The sequence below is a fragment of the Phytobacter sp. V91 genome (assembly GCF_965644225.1).
Classification (GTDB): domain Bacteria; phylum Pseudomonadota; class Gammaproteobacteria; order Enterobacterales; family Enterobacteriaceae; genus CBFFRJ01.
Map to the genome: position 1 here is coordinate 1 of NZ_CBFFRJ010000106.1, position 18,500 is coordinate 18,500.

General features: G+C 53.1%; 18 protein-coding genes and 1 other annotated feature. Of the genes, 4 read left to right on the top strand and 14 right to left on the bottom strand.

Going from position 1 to position 18,500, the window contains the following annotated elements; all coding sequences use genetic code 11:
- Nucleotides 1-104: 104 nt before the first annotated feature.
- The 7 genes from ACSZO4_RS18905 to yjjY form a co-directional block, all read right to left on the bottom strand.
- The gene (locus ACSZO4_RS18905; protein WP_437890577.1) at nucleotides 105-395 is read right to left on the bottom strand and encodes a DUF2502 domain-containing protein; all 291 of its coding nucleotides are present in this window, start codon (nucleotides 393-395) and stop codon (nucleotides 105-107) included.
- Between the two features lie 222 nt (nucleotides 396-617).
- Complete coding sequence (thrC, locus tag ACSZO4_RS18910; protein WP_437890578.1) at nucleotides 618-1,904, bottom strand: threonine synthase; 1,287 nt, start codon at nucleotides 1,902-1,904, stop codon at nucleotides 618-620.
- Nucleotides 1,905-1,907: 3 nt separating this feature from the next.
- Entirely contained in the window at nucleotides 1,908-2,837 is a 930-nt protein-coding gene (thrB, locus tag ACSZO4_RS18915) for a homoserine kinase (RefSeq protein ID WP_437890579.1), read from the bottom strand.
- Nucleotide 2,838: 1 nt separating this feature from the next.
- A complete protein-coding gene (thrA, locus tag ACSZO4_RS18920; RefSeq protein WP_437890580.1) occupies nucleotides 2,839-5,301 on the bottom strand; it encodes a bifunctional aspartate kinase/homoserine dehydrogenase I in 2,463 nt (820 codons plus the stop codon).
- A gap of 23 nt (nucleotides 5,302-5,324) precedes the next feature.
- Nucleotides 5,325-5,446, bottom strand: a sequence feature (Thr leader region).
- The gene (gene thrL, locus ACSZO4_RS18925) at nucleotides 5,382-5,453 is read right to left on the bottom strand and encodes a thr operon leader peptide (RefSeq protein ID WP_437890593.1); all 72 of its coding nucleotides are present in this window, start codon (nucleotides 5,451-5,453) and stop codon (nucleotides 5,382-5,384) included. It overlaps the preceding feature by 65 nt.
- A 211-nt stretch (nucleotides 5,454-5,664) precedes the next feature.
- Nucleotides 5,665-6,351 carry a tRNA/rRNA methyltransferase gene (locus tag ACSZO4_RS18930; RefSeq protein ID WP_437890581.1) on the bottom strand — a complete coding sequence of 229 codons (687 nt, stop codon included), beginning with the start codon at nucleotides 6,349-6,351 and terminating at the stop codon, nucleotides 5,665-5,667.
- Nucleotides 6,352-6,750: 399 nt separating this feature from the next.
- Nucleotides 6,751-6,891, bottom strand: coding sequence for a protein YjjY (yjjY, locus tag ACSZO4_RS18935; RefSeq protein ID WP_154159859.1), 141 nt, complete (start codon nucleotides 6,889-6,891; stop codon nucleotides 6,751-6,753).
- Between the two features lie 95 nt (nucleotides 6,892-6,986).
- Between yjjY and arcA the strand changes: the two genes are divergently transcribed.
- Entirely contained in the window at nucleotides 6,987-7,703 is a 717-nt protein-coding gene (arcA, locus tag ACSZO4_RS18940; protein ID WP_437890582.1) for a two-component system response regulator ArcA, read from the top strand.
- Between the two features lie 58 nt (nucleotides 7,704-7,761).
- On the opposite strand, the gene creD is transcribed toward arcA, so the two are convergent.
- The 4 genes from creD to creA form a co-directional block, all read right to left on the bottom strand.
- On the bottom strand, nucleotides 7,762-9,156 hold the full coding sequence (creD, locus tag ACSZO4_RS18945; RefSeq protein WP_437890583.1) for a cell envelope integrity protein CreD: 1,395 nt from the start codon (nucleotides 9,154-9,156) through the stop codon (nucleotides 7,762-7,764).
- Nucleotides 9,157-9,217: 61 nt separating this feature from the next.
- A complete protein-coding gene (creC, locus tag ACSZO4_RS18950) occupies nucleotides 9,218-10,642 on the bottom strand; it encodes a two-component system sensor histidine kinase CreC (protein WP_437890584.1) in 1,425 nt (474 codons plus the stop codon).
- On the bottom strand, nucleotides 10,642-11,331 hold the full coding sequence (gene creB / locus ACSZO4_RS18955) for a two-component system response regulator CreB (protein ID WP_437890585.1): 690 nt from the start codon (nucleotides 11,329-11,331) through the stop codon (nucleotides 10,642-10,644). Before creB ends, creC begins: the two co-directional genes overlap by 1 nt.
- A gap of 11 nt (nucleotides 11,332-11,342) precedes the next feature.
- Complete coding sequence (gene creA, locus ACSZO4_RS18960) at nucleotides 11,343-11,813, bottom strand: protein CreA (RefSeq protein ID WP_437890586.1); 471 nt, start codon at nucleotides 11,811-11,813, stop codon at nucleotides 11,343-11,345.
- 211 nt (nucleotides 11,814-12,024) lie between these two features.
- Here creA and robA point away from each other — a divergent pair, with 211 nt between their 5' ends.
- Entirely contained in the window at nucleotides 12,025-12,894 is an 870-nt protein-coding gene (robA, locus tag ACSZO4_RS18965) for an MDR efflux pump AcrAB transcriptional activator RobA (RefSeq protein WP_437890587.1), read from the top strand.
- Here the strand turns inward: robA and gpmB are convergent.
- Nucleotides 12,891-13,538: a 2,3-diphosphoglycerate-dependent phosphoglycerate mutase GpmB gene (gene gpmB, locus ACSZO4_RS18970; protein ID WP_437890588.1), complete on the bottom strand. Its 648-nt coding sequence runs from the start codon at nucleotides 13,536-13,538 to the stop codon at nucleotides 12,891-12,893. The two genes, robA and gpmB, sit on opposite strands and share 4 nt — an antisense overlap.
- A 98-nt stretch (nucleotides 13,539-13,636) precedes the next feature.
- Between gpmB and yjjX the strand changes: the two genes are divergently transcribed.
- Nucleotides 13,637-14,152 carry an inosine/xanthosine triphosphatase gene (gene yjjX / locus ACSZO4_RS18975; protein WP_437890589.1) on the top strand — a complete coding sequence of 172 codons (516 nt, stop codon included), beginning with the start codon at nucleotides 13,637-13,639 and terminating at the stop codon, nucleotides 14,150-14,152.
- Here yjjX and trpR read toward each other — a convergent pair.
- Both trpR and sltY read right to left on the bottom strand, forming a co-directional pair.
- Nucleotides 14,143-14,472, bottom strand: a complete 330-nt coding sequence (trpR, locus tag ACSZO4_RS18980; RefSeq protein WP_437890590.1) for a trp operon repressor — start codon at nucleotides 14,470-14,472, stop codon at nucleotides 14,143-14,145. The two genes, yjjX and trpR, sit on opposite strands and share 10 nt — an antisense overlap.
- A 63-nt stretch (nucleotides 14,473-14,535) precedes the next feature.
- Nucleotides 14,536-16,476: a murein transglycosylase gene (sltY, locus tag ACSZO4_RS18985; protein ID WP_437890591.1), complete on the bottom strand. Its 1,941-nt coding sequence runs from the start codon at nucleotides 16,474-16,476 to the stop codon at nucleotides 14,536-14,538.
- A gap of 208 nt (nucleotides 16,477-16,684) precedes the next feature.
- Here sltY and ettA point away from each other — a divergent pair, with 208 nt between their 5' ends.
- Entirely contained in the window at nucleotides 16,685-18,352 is a 1,668-nt protein-coding gene (gene ettA / locus ACSZO4_RS18990; RefSeq protein ID WP_437890592.1) for an energy-dependent translational throttle protein EttA, read from the top strand.
- The last annotated feature ends 148 nt before the right edge of the window (nucleotides 18,353-18,500 follow it).

Consider the following 18,500-nt stretch of genomic DNA (forward strand, 5'->3'; position numbering starts at 1 on the left):
GGTTCAGGCTCCAGGAAATGGTTGAAGGCTACAGACTGGCGATGTCTCTTGATCAGGAGATCTGATCAAGAGACAGCCCGGCCGGGAGGGGATTTATAAAGCAATTAATGACGCCAGTCCGGTCCCGGACCACGGTCGTCGTGTCGGTCATCATGCCTGTCATCACGATGGTCGCGAAAATCGTCATGATGTGGTCGCCAGTGGTTATCACGCATTTCGTAATGGCGATTCCACCAGTCGTGGTCACGCCAGCGCCCCCCATCCCAGCGATTACCGTGATTGTCGCTGTCGCCAATTTGCAGTTTCACCGCAGGCACGAGAGTGATTTCGGCAGCCTGTGCCGCCAGCGGAGCCACCATCAATAACGAAAGCGCGAAAAATACAGGTTTCAACATGGGTTACTCCTTGGTTCATCTTGCCCGGTGCGGGCCGATGAAAGGAGCTTAAGCAAAATGATCCCGGTTGGTTATTATCTGCAATCCTAATATTTTAGCGGGCGCATTTAATGAGAATACCTCCATTTTTCCTGCGCAATTACTGCGTCATTTCTCCACATTTACGCAAAAAAAACCGGGCAGCAGCAACGCATACCCGGTTTTCTCAGCTGTTATTAGCGTTTAGGCTTTGCTCATCATCAGCTTACGCAGTGCTGCAAAATCGGCAGGCAGATGGTGTGACAGCAGCGCCAGATCCGCACGTTCAGCCAGTTCTTTCGGCAACACCAGCGGCTCACCCAGGATCTCTTCAACGCTTTCCTTGAATTTTGCCGGATGGGCCGTCCCGAGGAACAGACCGTATTCGCCAGGATTGAGCTGATCGCGCAGCGCACGGTAGGCAATAGCAGCATGTGGCTCGGACAGGTAACCCTTGTCTTTCAGTTCGCGCATGGTCTCTTTGGTGGTTTCATCGTCCACTGCCGCATAGCCCAGCTCATTCAGACGCCAGATTTTACGGCGGAACAGCTCCTCCACACGCGGCCAGTTGTTCGGCTGACTAACATCCATCGCGTTCGACAGCGTTGCCTGCGTCGCTTTTGGCTTCCACTCCCCTTCCTGCAGGAAGCGCGGCACGGTGTCGTTGGCGTTGGTCGCAGCGATAAAACGTTTGATCGGCAGACCCAGTGACTTCGCCAGCAGACCGGCTGTCAAATCGCCAAAGTTACCGCTCGGAACCGAAACAACCAGTTGATTACGGGCTTCCTGCGGGAGCTGGGCCACGGCTTCGAAGTAGTAGCAAATTTGCGCCAGCAGGCGGCTGATATTGATGGAGTTGGCGGAGTTCAGCCCCAGCGCGACCTTCAGCTCTTCATCATCAAAGGCTTGTTTCACCAGCGCCTGGCAGGCATCAAAGTCGGCATCAATGGCTACGGTTTCAATGTTGCCACCCAGTGTACAGAACAGTTTTTCCTGCAACGGGCTGATTTTGCCGTTCGGGTAGAGGATAACCACGCGGACGTTTTTCAGACCGTAGAACGCATGCGCGACCGCAGCCCCGGTATCACCCGACGTGGCGGTGAGGATAGTGACCGGTTTGTCGCCGCTGATGGTGGTCAGCATTTGCGCCATAAAACGACCGCCAAAGTCTTTAAATGCCAGCGTCGGGCCATGGAACAGCTCCAGGCAACCAACATCGCTTTCAACGGGCTTCACCGGAGCCGGGAAAGCGAAGGCATCACGGACGCGTGCTTCCAGGACCTCTTGCGGCAGTTCATCGCCAATAAAGGCGCCGAGGATTTTTGCACTGCGCGTGACGAAATCCTGGCTCAGCATTTCGTCGATTTCCGTCAGGCTAAATTCCGGCAGATCGTGCGGAAAAAATAGCCCCTGATTTTTGCCCAGGCCTTGCGTGATGGCCTGTGCGAAACTGACCTGTTCGTTATGATCTTTTAAGTTATAGAGTTTCATTGGTTATCCCACTACTCGTGCACCCGTCGTATCCAGACGGCAAATATGAACAAAGCCTTCCTGATTTTGCAAATAGTGTTTGCTCAGCCAGTCAGCCACACGCTGCGCCGTATCGGTTTTATCGCACAACGCAAACAGCGTCGGGCCCGAACCGGAAATCCCGCAGGAGATTGCGCCAATATCGGCAACCGCCTGGCGCGCTTCATTAAAACCAGGCAGTAATTTGGTGCGATATGGCTCGGCAATGACATCTTTCATCAGCTTTGCCGCGAGCGCAGGCTGGCGTGAATAACAGGCATGAATAAAGCCCGCCAGATGACGACCATGAGCAATACAGTCCTGACGACGATACTGCGCAGGCAGGATAGCGCGCGCTTCTGCCGTCGAAACTTTAATCCCCGGATAGGCAAGCACCCACAGCCACTCATCAAAAGAGGGCACCTGCTGGCTGATAATGCCGTTTTCTTCGAGCATCAACTGAATGCCGCCGAGGAAACAAGGGGCGACGTTATCGTAATGTACGCTGCCGGAAATCCGCCCTTCCATTTCCCCCATCAGCGCCAGCATGCGATTTTCATTCAACGGCTTACCACAGAACTCATTCATCGCAACCAGGGCTGCAACCACCGAGCAGGCACTGGAACCCAGCCCTGAGCCAATCGGCATATTTTTTTCCAGCGTCATCGCCACCGGGACTGTTTTACCGATTTCCTGGCAAAAACGTTCCCAGCATTGATAGACAATATTCTCTTGTGGGTTGGTTGGCAGTTTACTGGCAAAACGACCCAGATTTTGCAGACTGAAACTGTCCGCCGCTTCAACGGAGACATTATCCCCCAGCAGCGTTCCATCAACTGGCGTCACAGCGGCGCCCAGCACATCAAAACCCACGCTCATATTGGCACTGGAGGCCGGAGCATATACTTTCACCATCTTAAACTCCCAACTTCCACGACAGAGTACGTAACAGATCGGCAAACACCCCCGCCGCCGTCACGTCATTACCCGCACCATAACCACGCAGTACCAACGGAATCGGTTGATAATAATGGCTGTAGAATGCGAGGGCATTTTCGCCATTTTTCACTTTAAAAAGCGGATCATTGCTGTCAACTTCGGCGATTTTCACCCGGCAGGAACCGTCTTCTTCGATATTGCCCACATAGCGCAGTACCTTACCGGCATCACGCGCTTTCGCCACGCGCGCAGCAAAGACATCATCGAGTTGCGGCAGATTTTGCATAAAGCGCTCGACCTCACCGCTGGCATCAAAGGACCCGGGCAGCACTGGCTCAATAACAATATCGCTAAGCTCAAGCTCACGGCCGGTTTCGCGGGCGAGGATCAGAAGCTTACGCGCGACGTCCATACCGGAAAGATCATCACGCGGATCCGGCTCGGTAAAACCAATATCACGTGCCGCTTTCGTCGCCTCAGACAGAGGCATGCCCTCATCCAGTTTGCCGAAGATAAAGGAGAGCGAGCCGGAAAGAACGCCAGAGAAGCGCTGCAATTCATCACCGGCATTCAGCAGGTTTTGCAGGTTTTCAATCACCGGCAGCCCCGCCCCTACGTTGGTGTCGTAGAGGAATTTGCGTCGGGACTTCTCCGCCGCACGGCGCAGCTGATGGTAGTAATCCATCGATGAGGTGTTGGCCTTTTTATTCGGCGTGACCACATGGAACCCTTCCCGCAGGAAATCAGCATACTGGTCGGCCATGGTCTGACTGGAGGTGCAATCAACAATCACCGGATTCAGCAGGTGATACTCCTTCACCAGACGGATCAGGCGGCCCAGATTGAACGGCTCTTTGGCTTGCGCCAGCTCTTCCTGCCAGTTTTCCAGATTCAGGCCGTGCACATTGGTAAGCAACGCTTTTGAGTTCGCCACTCCACAGACACGTAAATCGATATGTTTGTTTTTGAGCCATGCCTGCTGGCGCTTGAGCTGCTCCAGCAACGCGCCGCCCACGCCGCCCACGCCGATCACAAAGACTTCAATCACCTGATCGGTGTTGAACAGCATCTGGTGAGTCACGCGTACGCCAGTTGTCGCATCGTCGTTACTCACCACGACAGAAATCGAACGCTCAGATGAGCCCTGGGCAATCGCCACAATATTGATGTTCGCACGGGCCAGAGCCGCAAAGAATTTCGCCGAGATACCGCGCATCGTGCGCATGCCATCACCGACAACTGAAATCACGGCCAGACGTTCCATCACGGCGATCGGTTCCAGCAGACCTTCTTTCAGTTCGAGGAAGAACTCGTCCCCCATCGCACGCTGGGCACGTGCGCAATCAGACTGTGGGACACAGAAACTGATGCTGTATTCCGAAGATGACTGAGTGATAAGAACGACGGAGATCCCGGCGCGGGACATAGCGGCAAACACGCGAGCAGCCATGCCCACCATGCCTTTCATGCCGGGACCAGACACGCTGAACATCGCCATGTTATTCAGGTTGGAGATCCCTTTAACCGGCAGGCCATCTTCATCGGAAGTGGCGCCAATCAGCGTTCCCGGAGCCTGTGGGTTGCCGGTATTTTTGATAAGACACGGGATCTGGAACTGCGCAATAGGCGTAATGGTGCGCGGGTGCAGCACTTTCGCACCAAAATAGGAGAGCTCCATGGCTTCCTGGTACGACATGGATTTCAGCAGGCGCGCGTCCGGTACCTGGCGTGGATCGCAGGTATAAACACCGTCAACGTCGGTCCAGATTTCACAGCAATCTGCACGCAAGCAGGCAGCCAGTACGGCCGCAGAGTAGTCAGAGCCATTACGCCCCAGCACCACCAGCTCGCCTTTTTCGTTCCCCGCGGTAAAGCCCGCCATCAGGACCATATGATCGGCAGGGATCCGGCTGGCAGCAATACGACGGGTGGATTCAGCAATATCGACGGTAGATTCAAGGTAGTGCCCAATAGCGAGCAGTTTTTCGACAGGATCAATAACGGAAACTTTATGACCACGAGCTTCAAGTAACCCGGCCATAATCGCGATGGAAAGTTTTTCACCGCGGCAGATCAATGCCGCATTGATGCTGTCAGGGCACTGGCCCAGCAGGCTGATGCCATGTAAAACATGTTTAATTTGCGAGAATTCTTGCTCAACGAAAATTTTGAGCTGGGCGAGCGGGAAACCGGGTTGGGCATCTGCGAGTCCGGAGAGGAGTTCCGCAAAAATCCGTTCTGCATCACTGATATTCGGTACAGCATCCTGGCCACCAATGGTTTTTTCGATCATTGCCACCAGGTGGTTGGTAATTTTCGCCGGGGCAGATAACACAGTCGCCACCTGCCCCTGCCTGGCATTACTCTCCAGGATATCGGCAACACGCAGAAACCGTTCCGCATTTGCCACTGATGTACCGCCAAACTTCAACACTCGCATGTTATACCCCTTGATCTTAGGTCGAAAAAAAAGCCCGCACTGTTAAAGGTGCGGGCTTTTTTCTGTTTTTCCTGTACGCGTCAGCCCGCACTATTACCTGTGGTAATTGTGGTGGTGGTAATAATCGTGGTGACGATGCTGATGCGTTTCATGGATGTTGTGTGCTCTGTAATTTTTATCTGTCTGTCACTGTGCCTATATTGGTTAAAGTATCTGCCGTCCTAAGTCAACGATTTTTTATTTTTTAGCCATTTTATTCCATTTTCTGCTGCGCTGGATCGGCTGGCTCTTGCATCCAATAAAGACCATACTGTTAGCAATATGCTTATACCATTATCTATAAAATAAACTTATTGCCAGATATTACTCGGCCAGCTTTTTTTCAACATCGTGCAGCAATCGATGCAGCATTGCCGTATCACGCTGGGTCAACATGCCGATACGCTGATCGAGCCAGTCGGCCATTTTGATATCATCCGCCACCTCAAGTTTTTCAAGTAGCGAACGCGCTCGCTGGCGCAATGCCTGTAGTTGGTTATCATCACTACGGGTAACGGTTTCAGGCATGTTTCTTATTAAAGATGCTAATTGGTAGCAGTAAACCATCACCGCCTGCCCCAGATTCAGTGAAGGGTAATCCGCCACCATCGGCACGCCGGTTAAAATATCAGCCAGCGCCAGCTCGTCGTTTGTCAGGCCAGAATCTTCCCGTCCAAACACCAACGCTCCGGTCTCCAGCCATTCACTCTTTTCCTGCAACAGGGGAACCAGCTCTTCTGGCGTGGCGTAGTAATGAAATTTCGCCCGGCTGCGCGCGGTGGTCGCAACCGTAAACTGCACATCGGCCAGGGCAGCGGCCAGTGTGGGATAAGTTTTAATGTTATCAAGCACATCGCCAGCGCCATGGGCCACACGGCGCGCACCGTCTTCCAGATGGGCGACGCTATCCACAATGCGCAAATCACTAAAGCCCATCGTTTTCATGGCACGGGCAGCAGCGCCAATATTTTCCGCTCTGGCGGGGGAAACAAGTACGACAGCCAGGTGCATTTTCCACTCTCTTGTTGATCGTTTAACGCGTTAATTTTCGCCACTGCAAAGATTTTACGCGGCGATAATTTACAATTATGTAACACTAATCACTGATTTTCATCTTTCCAACTGTTAAAAAAAGCTAAACTGTTGGGTGGCTGTATTATCAGCAAGAATGTTAACAGCAGGTCGTTATCCTGCTGTTTATTCATGATATTTCAACATTGAATCTTAATCTTCTATTGGATTCACTATGTTTATCAATTAATATTCGCAACTAGTTGGTTTATTGTAATATTGTGAAATTCGCTAGCATTTGGATGCAGAGATTTATCCAGACTGTTAACGTGCTACAATTGAACTTGATATATGTCAACGAAGCGTAGTTTTATTGGGTGTCCCTTACGTCTTAGCCTGTTATGTTGCTGTTAAAATGGTTAGGATGACAGCCGTTTTTGACGCTGTCGGGTTCAAAGGGAAAGTACCCACGACCAAGCTAATGATGTTGTTGACGTTGATGGAAAGTGCATCAAGAACGCAATTACGTACTTTAGTCATGTTACGCCGTTCATGTTAATTTTCGACATGCATAAGGCAGGTCAGGGACTTTTGTACTTCCTGTTTCGATTTAGTTGGCAATTTAGGTAGCAAACATGCAGACCCCGCACATTCTTATCGTTGAAGACGAGTTGGTAACACGCAACACGTTAAAAAGCATCTTCGAAGCAGAAGGTTATGACGTTTTTGAGGCGACTGATGGCGCTGAAATGCATCAGATCCTCTCCGAAAATGACATTAATCTGGTGATTATGGATATCAATCTGCCGGGTAAGAACGGTCTTTTGTTAGCCCGTGAATTACGTGAGCAGGCAAATGTTGCACTGATGTTCCTGACCGGTCGTGACAACGAAGTGGATAAAATCCTCGGTCTCGAAATTGGCGCAGATGACTACATCACCAAGCCGTTTAACCCGCGTGAATTGACTATTCGTGCACGTAACTTGCTGTCCCGCACCATGAACCTGGGCACCATCAGCGAAGAACGTCGCAGCGTTGATAGCTACAGATTCAACGGCTGGGAGCTGGATATCAACAGCCGCTCCCTGATTAGTCCTAATGGCGAACAGTATAAGCTGCCGCGCAGCGAATTCCGCGCCATGCTGCACTTCTGCGAAAACCCGGGCAAAATTCAGTCCCGTGCAGAACTGCTGAAAAAAATGACCGGTCGCGAGCTGAAACCCCATGACCGTACCGTCGATGTGACTATCCGCCGCATTCGTAAGCATTTCGAATCCACGCCGGATACGCCTGAAATTATCGCGACCATTCACGGTGAAGGTTACCGTTTCTGTGGCGATTTGCAGGAATAACGACACCCAAATCAAAAAAGCGGCGCCTGGCGCCGCTTTTTTATTGCCATAACAACAACTATTTCCACACCCGCAACTCGTCATTCTCAATTGCGACCTTTGCGGCTGGCTCTTTCTGTTTACTGGCTATCTGTTTACTGGCTATCGAATACCAGTCAAAACGTCGGGTCAGTATCATTACCGTGCTCAATGCGGCAAACAGCACTCCCGTTCCCAGCAGCAGCGCGCTGTCTTCAGAATTCAACAGACTCCACATTATGCCGTACAGCACCAGCAAGGCGCTCGTAAAAGGCAAACTGGCGCGCCAGCTTTTCATCACGCCCTGTAAATAGATACCGTTGATTGCGCCTCCAAGCAGGCTGGCGGTAATCCATGCCGGGGTAAAACCAATACGCTCAGACAGTGCCAGCAGTACCAGATAGAACATCACCAGAGACAACCCCACCAGTAAATACTCCATGGGGTGCATCTGCCGTGCAGTGAGGCTTTCAAAAACAAAAAACGCAGAGAAAATCAGCATAATCAGTAAAGCCGCATATTTAATTGCCCTGTCCGTCAGCTGATATTGATCGGCAGGTGTGGCGATATTGACGCTAAATGCCGGTAAACGCCATTCACTCGCGCCACCGTTACTCAACATTTCGAGGATTTTTCCATCCAGATTGTTTGCAAACCAGCTGCTTTGCCAGTGAGCCTGAAAACCCGTCGGGCTAATCTCACGTTTTGTCGGCAGAAAATCCCCCATAAAGCCAGGATGGGGCCAGTCGCTTATCAGCGTCATTTCACTGTTACGTCCGAGCGGAACCACGGAAAAGCTCCCGGTCCCGTTCAGGCTGAGAACCATATCGACCTTCGCGCCTTTGCGGATAATATCCGCAGATCCAAGCGGTACATGGATCCCTTGCATATCGTTCTTCAGACCTGAGCCGGGTTCGACGCCGAGCGACTCACCGTTAATGTTCATTGTCTGTAGCTGACCAATACCACGGGGATCGCTAACGCCAAATACCATAAAGGGTTCGCCAATCTGTAAGTTCTCGCTCTCTGTCAGCCCGAGCCGTTTCGGATCAAACTCAGCTTTAATGGACAGGTCTCCGTGCCAGATCTGCCCTCTGTAAATCCCAATTTTGCGCGACTCAACCTGTTGTTTTCCATCCACCAACAGGGATTCGGGCAGCCAGAAACGAATATAACTTTTCTTACGGCGCACTTCTTTTAATGGATCGTCAGCGGTGGGCGCCATGACCGTCGTCACTTCCGTCACCGGCACGGCAATTAACGGCCCAATCAGCTTTTGCTTACCCGCGCTGCTCTGGCGCAAAGTGTCGGCAACTTCATCGCGGTAATCGCTACGCTCTTTAATCAAATTGCTGACCATCATCAGCGGCACCAGCAGCAAAACGACACATCCAACCAGAATAACCACTTTCCAGCCTAACGGTGATTTCAACATAGATAGCTCCTCTTATTTTGTTGCCAGGAGAGTAGCGGAGCTATGTGGGGAGAAATTGAAGCTATGTGAAGTGAGGGTGAAGTGTCAGCCGGGCTTCCACGCCCCCTTCAGGCTGATTACTGACCATAATCGTACCATGATGGAGTCGCGTGACCTCCTGCACAAAGGCCAGCCCCAGACCACTGCTTTTGTGGCCATCTTCACGGGGGAGAGAATAAAAGCGTTCAAAGATACGATCTAACGCATAGTCAGGGATCCCCGACCCACTGTCGCGCACTGTAATCGCCACGGCGTCTTTCTCCTTAAGGGCGGTTAACCGAATGGTTCCACCAGCCGGGGTAAAATCGATGGCATTGTCGAGTAAGTTTCCCAGAGCCTGAGTCAGCAGCCCGCGATCGGCGCTGACCACGCAGTCCGTGTCCTGTTGTTCAAGGATGATATTTTTTGCCGCCAGCACCACGCTGCGTTCATCTGCCAGCTTCGAGAAAAGCTCATGAAGTCTTAACTGCGTCGGCACGATTTCCTGGCGATTTTCCAGTTTTGCCTGCGAGAGCAGTTTTTCCACCAGCACCTGCATCCGGGCATTTTGCGCCAGAATATTGCCGGTAAAACGAGCGGCAACCTTGGGCGGCGGGCCTTCACTCAGAATTTCTGCCGCGCCGCGAATAGCGGCCAGCGGACTTTTGAGCTCGTGCGTCAGGGCGTGGACGTAATGCTCAATATAATTTTTGCCTTCCAGCTTCACACGCATGCTTTCCAGCGCCTGGGCGAGCTTACGCAGTTCACTGCTTCCCAGCGACGGCAGCGGCAACGGCGTGTTCTCAGTCACCGCATCGGCATAACGCGTAAGCCTGCCGATAGAACGATTGATCCACAGAGTAACCCCCAGACCAATCATCAATGCGATCCCCAGCAAAATGGCACTTGCCCAGAGGATCCGCCGCTCGCTGCGTTTAATCACCGGATCCATGGCGCTATTGGGTTTACCGACGCTGAGTACCCCAATGATTTGCCCCTGCTCAATTATCGGCGCCGCTACATACATGACCGTACTTTCCGGATCCTGCGGATCGGACGGCGTACTGCGCGCGCCGTATTTTCCGCGCAGCGTCAGCCAGACGTCGTTCCAGCGAGAAAAATCCGCTCCCAGCGCCTTTCCCGCCGAGTCGTACACCACCTTACCCGAGGCATCCGTCATATAGACGTGATACTCGTTACGCACCTTACGAATACCGCTGATATTGGCTCTGATAGCACGCTCTGAGAGCGAGGAGAACGCCTGCGCCAGCTGCCCGTTTTGTGGCTGGCCGGAGAGTATATCCTCCCGCGCCAGCTCCGCCAGCAGCGTGGCGGTATCAATCAGCGTGCCCTCTGTCGCCCGCCGTACGCCCGGTTTCACTTCCTGCACAAAAATAGACAACACAAACCACGCGGCCACCGCCACAATCAGGAAGTACCCCAGCAGCAAGCGCATGCCGATACGCATCAGCGACTCCCCAGACTGTAGCCCATACCACGTTGAGTATTGATGGGCGAGGCATCGGCATTAATTGCACGTAATTTGGCACGCAGCGTCTTAATGTTAGTGTCGACGGTACGATCAAAACTCTCTTCAGCATCCACCCACACCAGATCCATCAGTTGTTGGCGGGAGAAGACGCGGCCCGGCGCATGGATCAGGGTTTTCAACAACAGGAATTCATAGCGGGTAAGAGGAAGTATTTCACCACACCAGCGAATCAACGCCGCCTGCTCATCAAGCTCAAACTGGCCAACGCGGACGGTGGATGACGGGGTAGCCGCCTTCTGAAAGCGCCGCAGAACGGTACGCACCCGGGCGCACACTTCCCTGGGCGAAAAAGGCTTGGCGATATAATCATCCGCGCCCATCTCAAGACCAAGCAGCTTATCGATTTCTTCGCTGCGGGCGGTCAGAAACAGCACCGGCAAACCTGGGGCTAACGTCAGCAAACGGCGGCAAAGCTCAAAACCACTGATATCCGGCAGGCCGACATCAAGAATGGCTAAGTCCGGCAGTCTCTGCGCCGCCGCCTCCAGTACCGGCAGCCCGCGCTCAAAAGAACGCACATCGAAGCCATCCTGTTGCAGCATATAGATTAACGTCTCGGCGATGCTAATCTCATCTTCAACCAGCCAGATTTGCGGTTGTGGCATTTCCACTCCTTTTATTTGCCCCAGGGCATAATCGGCACCGCGCTCAGAGCGTTCTTCGGTGATCCTTCGACAACCCTGTCAGAGTAAGTCAGATAGATAAGCGCATTACGTTTCGCATCATAAAAACGGACGACCTGGAGCTTTTTAAACACCAGCGACGTTCGTTTCTGGAACACGACATCCCCCTGCGCCTTGTTGTTTTTTATCTTCTCGCTGACCTCAATAGGCCCAACCTGCTGGCAGGAGATAGCGGCATCAGAAGTGTCCTCCGCCAGACCCAGCCCACCTTTGATCCCGCCCGTTTTGGCCCGGCTCAGATAGCAGGTGACGTTCTGTACATCCGGGTCGTCAAAGGCTTCAACGACAATTTTATGGTCCGGTCCAAACATCTTAAAAACGGTGTCTACGGATCCGATTTGCTCTGCCTGTACTGCGCCACAGAACATCAGTAGTGAAGAAAGTATGAGGCTTCTGTATTTCATATTGTTACCATTTTTGAATATAACGTGGAGCGACTATTCATTGATGACGACGAAAATGTTTATAGATCACTAATTTACAAAAAAAACATCATGAAAATCAGTCACAATGAGCACTAATGCACAAACAAAACACTGAATGCTAAATCAACAAAGGGTGATATTATCCGATCCCTGTATCAGGCATTTGCCACATTATGGAAGAGGATATTGTATGGATCAGGCTGGAATCATTCGCGATCTGCTTGTGTGGCTGGAAGGCCATCTTGATCAGCCGTTATCATTAGACAATGTGGCGGCAAAAGCGGGCTATTCCAAGTGGCATCTGCAAAGGATGTTCAAAGAAGTGACTGGTCACGCGATTGGGGCTTATATTCGTGCCCGCCGTCTGTCCAAATCCGCTGTCGCGCTGCGCCTGACCTCACGTCCTATCCTCGATATCGCCTTACAGTATCGTTTCGATTCGCAGCAGACTTTTACCCGGGCCTTCAAAAAACAATTTACCCAAACGCCCGCATTTTATCGCCGTTCCCCTGACTGGAGTGCGTTTGGAATACGTCCGCCGATGCGTTTAGGCGAATTTACCTTACCGAAGCATGAGTTTGTCACCCTGCCGGAGATCCAGCTTATCGGCACTACCCAGAGTTACACCTGTTCTCTGGAAGAGATTTCTGATTTCCGTCATCAGATGCGCGTGCAATTCTGGCAGGAATTTCTTGAGGATGCGCTGAGCATTCCGGCAGAAATGTATGGTCTGCATGAGCCCCGGCCAAGCCTCGAAAAAGATGATGAGCAGGAAGTATTCTACACCACTGCGCTGAGGCCTGAGATGGCAGACGGCCACCCGCAAAACGCCCGGCCAGTGCTACTGGAAGGTGGAGATTATGTCATGTTCTCCTATGACGGGCTGTCCACCGGCATTCAGGATTTTATTCTGACCGTTTACGGTACCTGTATGCCAATGCTCAATCTGACCCGCCGCAAGGGCCAGGATATAGAGCGCTATTATCCGCAGGAAGATGCGCGCACGAATGAACCCCCGCGGCATATTCGCTGCGAATATTTAGTCCCCGTCCGCCGTTAACGCTGCAACTCATCCAACGCAGGGGCGTCAAGATGCGACACGTCCCCTGCGGTCTCCACCACCCAACCAGACGCCAACCATGCGCTGTCCTGATAATCAATGCGGGAGATGGAACAGTTGCGCAGGCGCAGACGTCTTTCGGCATAAGCGGGCAGGCCAAGGATCGTGCTAACCAGACAACCCAGCGCCATCCCATGACTGACAATCATCGGGCGACTGCCTGCGGGAAGTTCAAGACAGGCTGCAAGTGCGGCATGCATGCGATCACCAAGCTCCTGCATCGACTCCCCTTGCGGAATGCGACCACCTGCAGTGCCATTGACCAGGGTACGACGCCAGCCTTCTTCTTCTTCTGTCAGTGATTCGATGCGGCGTTTTTCCAGTACGCCCATATCAAGCTCACGCAGTCGCGAATCAAGCGTGATGTCACAACCACAAAGCTCTGCGATGATTTCAGCCGTACGGCGCGTCCGACCAAGGTCACTGGCAATAATGTGGGTGATACCCAGCGCTTTGGCGCGCTCAGCAACCTGCCATGCCTGCTGTTCCCCTTTTTCGGTTAACGGACTGTCTGAATGGCCTTGAATACGTCGCTCGGCGTTCCACTGCGTCTCACCGTGGCGAACAAGGTATACCTGTAACATGCTTTTTTATCCATTATACTGCGATGAAATTTTTTATATGAGGATGGCGTCACCCGCGATAAAGAACGCATCTCATTTCGGGCAGCCAGCTATAGATTATGCACCATGTTGTCGCCGCTACCACAAATCCCGCTAAAATTCGGGCGATTCTACACGCTTTTAATGAGATCTATGGCGCAGGAGCCTGCGAAGTAGAATCCGTTGACGTCGAAAGCGGCGTCCCGGAACAGCCATTGGGTAATGAAGAAACACGTTCCGGCGCCCGTAACCGGGTTCTCAATGCGCGTCACGCAAAACCTGACGCCGACTTCTGGGTCGCCATTGAGGCAGGTATCGATGAAGGCAGCACCTTTAGCTGGGTGGTGATTGAAAATAACCAGCAACGCGGGGAAGCGCGCTCTGCCACCCTGCCCCTTCCTGAGGTCATTTTAAACAAAGTGCGGGCGGGAGAAGCGCTTGGCCCGGCGATGTCGCAATACACCGGGATTGATGAGATTGGCCGCAAAGAGGGCGCGATTGGGGTATTTACGGCGGGGAAACTGACGCGCGCCAGTGTTTACCATCAGGCGGTCATTCTGGCGTTAAGCCCGTTTCACAATCCGGTTTATCGCTGAATCTTGAGCAGAGCCTCTTCCAGCCAGAGACGTAGATCGGCGGGAGCGGCTTTCAGACTGTTTGAGCCACGGGTGATGGTCGCAATCCCCGCGCCCAGCTCCGTTTTCAACTCCCGCTGGCTCATCTCGCCGCGCAGCAGTTCCTCAATAATTCGCACCCGAGTGCCCAGTGCTTCGCGCTCGTCGGGCGTGAGCATTAAATTGAGCAGGGGAAGATGCAAGTCTTGTCCGTAAGCCTGTCTGACGAGTTCCACAAAGCGCAGCCATTCCTGGTTGCGTTGTTCGGCCATGGCCGCTGAATAGGGTGATTGTTGAGTCATAATATTCCGCCATTTCGCTGCGTACTCGTTAAAGAGTACGCAGCATAACATAAACGACGGAAATCAGTAACGCCGCTGCCATTCAGCATCTGTCAGCACCTTCGGTGTAGTTCCGTTCATAAAGAAACGGTAGTACGCGTCATAGGCGAGCACGTTTTTCACATAATTGCGCGTTTCAGAGAACGGAATACTTTCAACAAAGGCGATCGCATCAATACGCCCGCCGCTGTTATTCAACCAGGTTCGCACCCGTCCCGGCCCGGCATTATAAGCCGCGGAGGAGAAAATACGGTTATTGCCGAACTGCTGATAGACATATTGCAGGTAGCTGGTGCCAATGTTGATATTGGTCTCTGGATCAAGCAGCTGAGCTGAATTGCTGTAACCCGGAATACTGAACATCTTCACCGTATGGGTAGCCGTTGCCGGCATAATTTGCATCAGCCCACTGGCGCCAACGGGTGAACGCACTTTCGGGTTCCAGGCGCTCTCCTGACGAGAAATCGCCATCGCATAGCTCTGAGGAATATCTTTACCCTGGGTATAGCGGGTATAGAGATCGTTATACGCCAGCGGGAAGCGCTCCTCCAGCTGATCCCAGAGTTTTCCGGCGATCGTCGCCTGCACACTCAGATCCCACCAGTGCTGAACAAAAGCGTAGCGTGCCAGCTGTGCCTGCTCGGTAACGCTGCGGCTGGTAATCAGGTTGGCCCACTCGCTGCGCGCGGTGTTGTCCTGAGCCCAGTACATCAACTCACGAACCCGCTGCATTTCCGGCCCTTGCGCAAGCGCCGGATCAATATTGCCGGGCGCTTTGTCGATCTTCATCCTGTAGTCTTCACCCAGACGCTGGGCAGCCGCCATCGGGTAAAAACCACGTTGTTGCATCAGGGTGTGGAGGATCTCTTTTGCCTCCGTCTCACGCCCTCGCTCAAGCAGAAGATCGGCCTGCCAGTAGCGCCATTCATCTTTCTCTTTTGCCTCCATTGGCAGGCGTGACAGCCAGGTATTCAAACCGCTGCGATCGCCGTTGCCGATCGCCATTCGCACCCGACGCTCAACGATCGAGGTCGACTGCGAACGCATAATCGCATCGTCGCGCCAACGCGCCTGCTCGTCGGTGACGTCGTTGCCCATCAGTCGCCAGGCAACGGTATCCCTGAGGGTCTGGGTTTGATCCTCATTAAGCTGCTGCGCCTGCACCAGTGACGGGATCATCAGGCGCGCATTTTCCACATCCTGCCGTGCCACGCTCTCGAAAGCTTCTGCAGCCATCTGGCGGGTGAAGTCTGTCGCCCCGGTGGTACGGGCAAAGTCCATCACGCTTTTCGGATCGTTCGCCAGCGCGATAATTGCCGTTGAGATGGTTTGATAATCTGCCGGCATCTGCCCCGCCAGCAAGGTAACCAGTCGGGTATTGCCCGCTTTCATTGCCAGCCGAATCCGCTCCAGAAACGCCAGCGGATCCTGGGTACCGGATGCCCGCCACGCGCCAAACAGCCGATCGCAGGCGTTTGGCTGGCTGCTGCCGGTCAGCCAGAGGTCCTTTGCGCCCTGCCAGGCGGCCTCTGCCTGCCCGGTGCTCCATTTGGCATAGTAGTAGTTACATTGCGCTTCGGTTGACGCCGGTTTATCCGGGCTGAATGCCAGTAAGCCACGCCAGTCCTGCCGACGGGCCAGCTCATTCACAAAGCGTGTTTTCAGGGTTCGCGCCGGAGGAAGCGTCGGATTGGCCTGAATAAAGTTGCTCACGGCAAGCGAGGGCTGATTCATCAGATCGCCGCTGAGCTGCCGGTACTCAAGGTACGGATAAAGCGGGTAATCTTTCAGCGTGGGCATCAGCTGCGCCACCACATCCATCTGATTGTTGTCCCACGCCTGCTTGATTTGCGCATAGCGATTGCGTTGTTCATCCAGTGAGTCCGCCCGAACTGCATTGCTGAAGGACAACAAACAAATACTGGCAGCCAGATAACGCCAAGCAACATGTTTAGCTCTCTGCACCGCGCATTCCTCTTATCAAAACAGTAATAGCAGCATCATGCCGCACAATTTCTTAATGCTAACCGTGCCCGCTATAACGCGCCACGTAATGCACATTTTTTTACCTTTCTCGCATGTTTTAGCCTGGCTTTCGAGGCTGGCTGGGATTGGGCAAAGAAAACGGCTACACTCCGCTGTTGATATTACATAAAAAGAGGCGAAGTCCAACGTGGCTCAATTCGTATATACCATGCACCGTGTCGGCAAGGTGGTTCCGCCGAAACGTCATATTCTGAAAAATATCTCACTGAGTTTCTTCCCTGGCGCCAAAATCGGCGTACTGGGTCTTAACGGTGCCGGTAAATCTACCCTGCTGCGCATTATGGCGGGCATTGACACCGACATAGAAGGCGAAGCCCGTCCACAACCGGGTCTTAAGATCGGCTACCTGCCGCAGGAGCCACAGTTAAACGTCGAGCATACTGTTCGCGAATCCGTTGAAGAAGCCGTTGCCGAAGTGGTTAACGCGCTGAAAGGTCTGGATGAGGTGTACGCCAAATACGCCGAACCCGATGCTGACTTCGATAAACTCGCCGCACAACAGGGCAAGTTTGAAGAAATTATTCAGGCTCATGACGGTCACAACCTGAACGTGCAGCTGGAGCGCGCGGCCGATGCCCTGCGTCTGCCGGACTGGGATGCTAAAATTGGCAATCTGTCCGGTGGTGAGCGCCGCCGCGTGGCACTGTGCCGCCTGCTGCTCGAAAAGCCAGATATGCTGCTGCTTGATGAACCAACCAACCACCTGGATGCCGAATCTGTCGCCTGGCTGGAACGCTTCCTGCACGACTTCGAAGGCACCGTTGTGGCGATTACCCACGACCGTTACTTCCTTGATAACGTTGCTGGCTGGATCCTTGAGCTGGACCGCGGTGAAGGTATTCCGTGGGAAGGTAACTACTCCTCCTGGCTGGAGCAAAAAGATCAGCGTCTGGCTCAGGAAGCCTCTCAGGAAGCGGCTCGCCGTAAATCCATTGAGAAAGAGCTGGAGTGGGTTCGTCAGGGCGCTAAAGGCCGCCAGTCTAAGGGTAAAGCCCGTCTGGCACGCTTTGAAGAGCTGAACAACACCGAATACCAGAAACGTAACGAAACCAACGAACTCTTTATTCCACCTGGAGCACGTCTGGGCGATAAAGTCGTTGAGGTCAGCAACCTGCGTAAATCCTATGGCGATCGCCTGCTGATCGACGACCTGAGCTTCTCGGTACCGAAAGGGGCAATTGTCGGGATCATTGGCCCGAACGGCGCGGGTAAATCAACTCTGTTCCGTATGATGTCCGGTCAGGAACAGCCTGATAGCGGCGCCATCTCCCTGGGTGAAACCGTGAAACTGGCATCCGTTGACCAGTTCCGTGACGCCATGGATAACAGCAAAACCGTGTGGGAAGAAGTTTCCGGCGGGCTGGATATCATGCGTGTTGGCAACACCGAAATGCCAAGCCGCGCTTATGTAGGCCGCTTTAACTTTAAAGGTGTTGATCAGGGTAAACGCGTCGGCGAGCTGTCCGGTGGTGAACGCGGGCGTTTGCACCTGGCGAAACTGCTGCAGGTTGGCGGTAACGTTCTGCTGCTCGATGAACCAACCAACGACCTGGACATCGAAACCCTGCGCGCATTAGAAAACGCCCTGCTCGAATTCCCGGGCTGCGCCATGGTTATCTCGCATGACCGCTGGTTCCTTGACCGTATCGCCACCCACATTCTGGATTACCAGGATGAAGGTAAAGTAGAATTCTTTGAAGGTAACTTTACCGAATACGAAGAGTACAAGAAACGCACGCTGGGCGCTGATGCGCTGGAGCCAAAGCGTATCAAGTACAAACGCGTGACAAAATAAACAGCAAAAGGCAACGTAACAAACAGCAAAGGCAACGTCAGTTGCCTTTTTAGTGTTTTCTCCCTCTCCCCGTGGGAGAGATACCGTCTTGCGGTTCAGGCCGCAAGCGGTATTTCAGCGTCGAACATGCGGCCCGATTTCACTACCC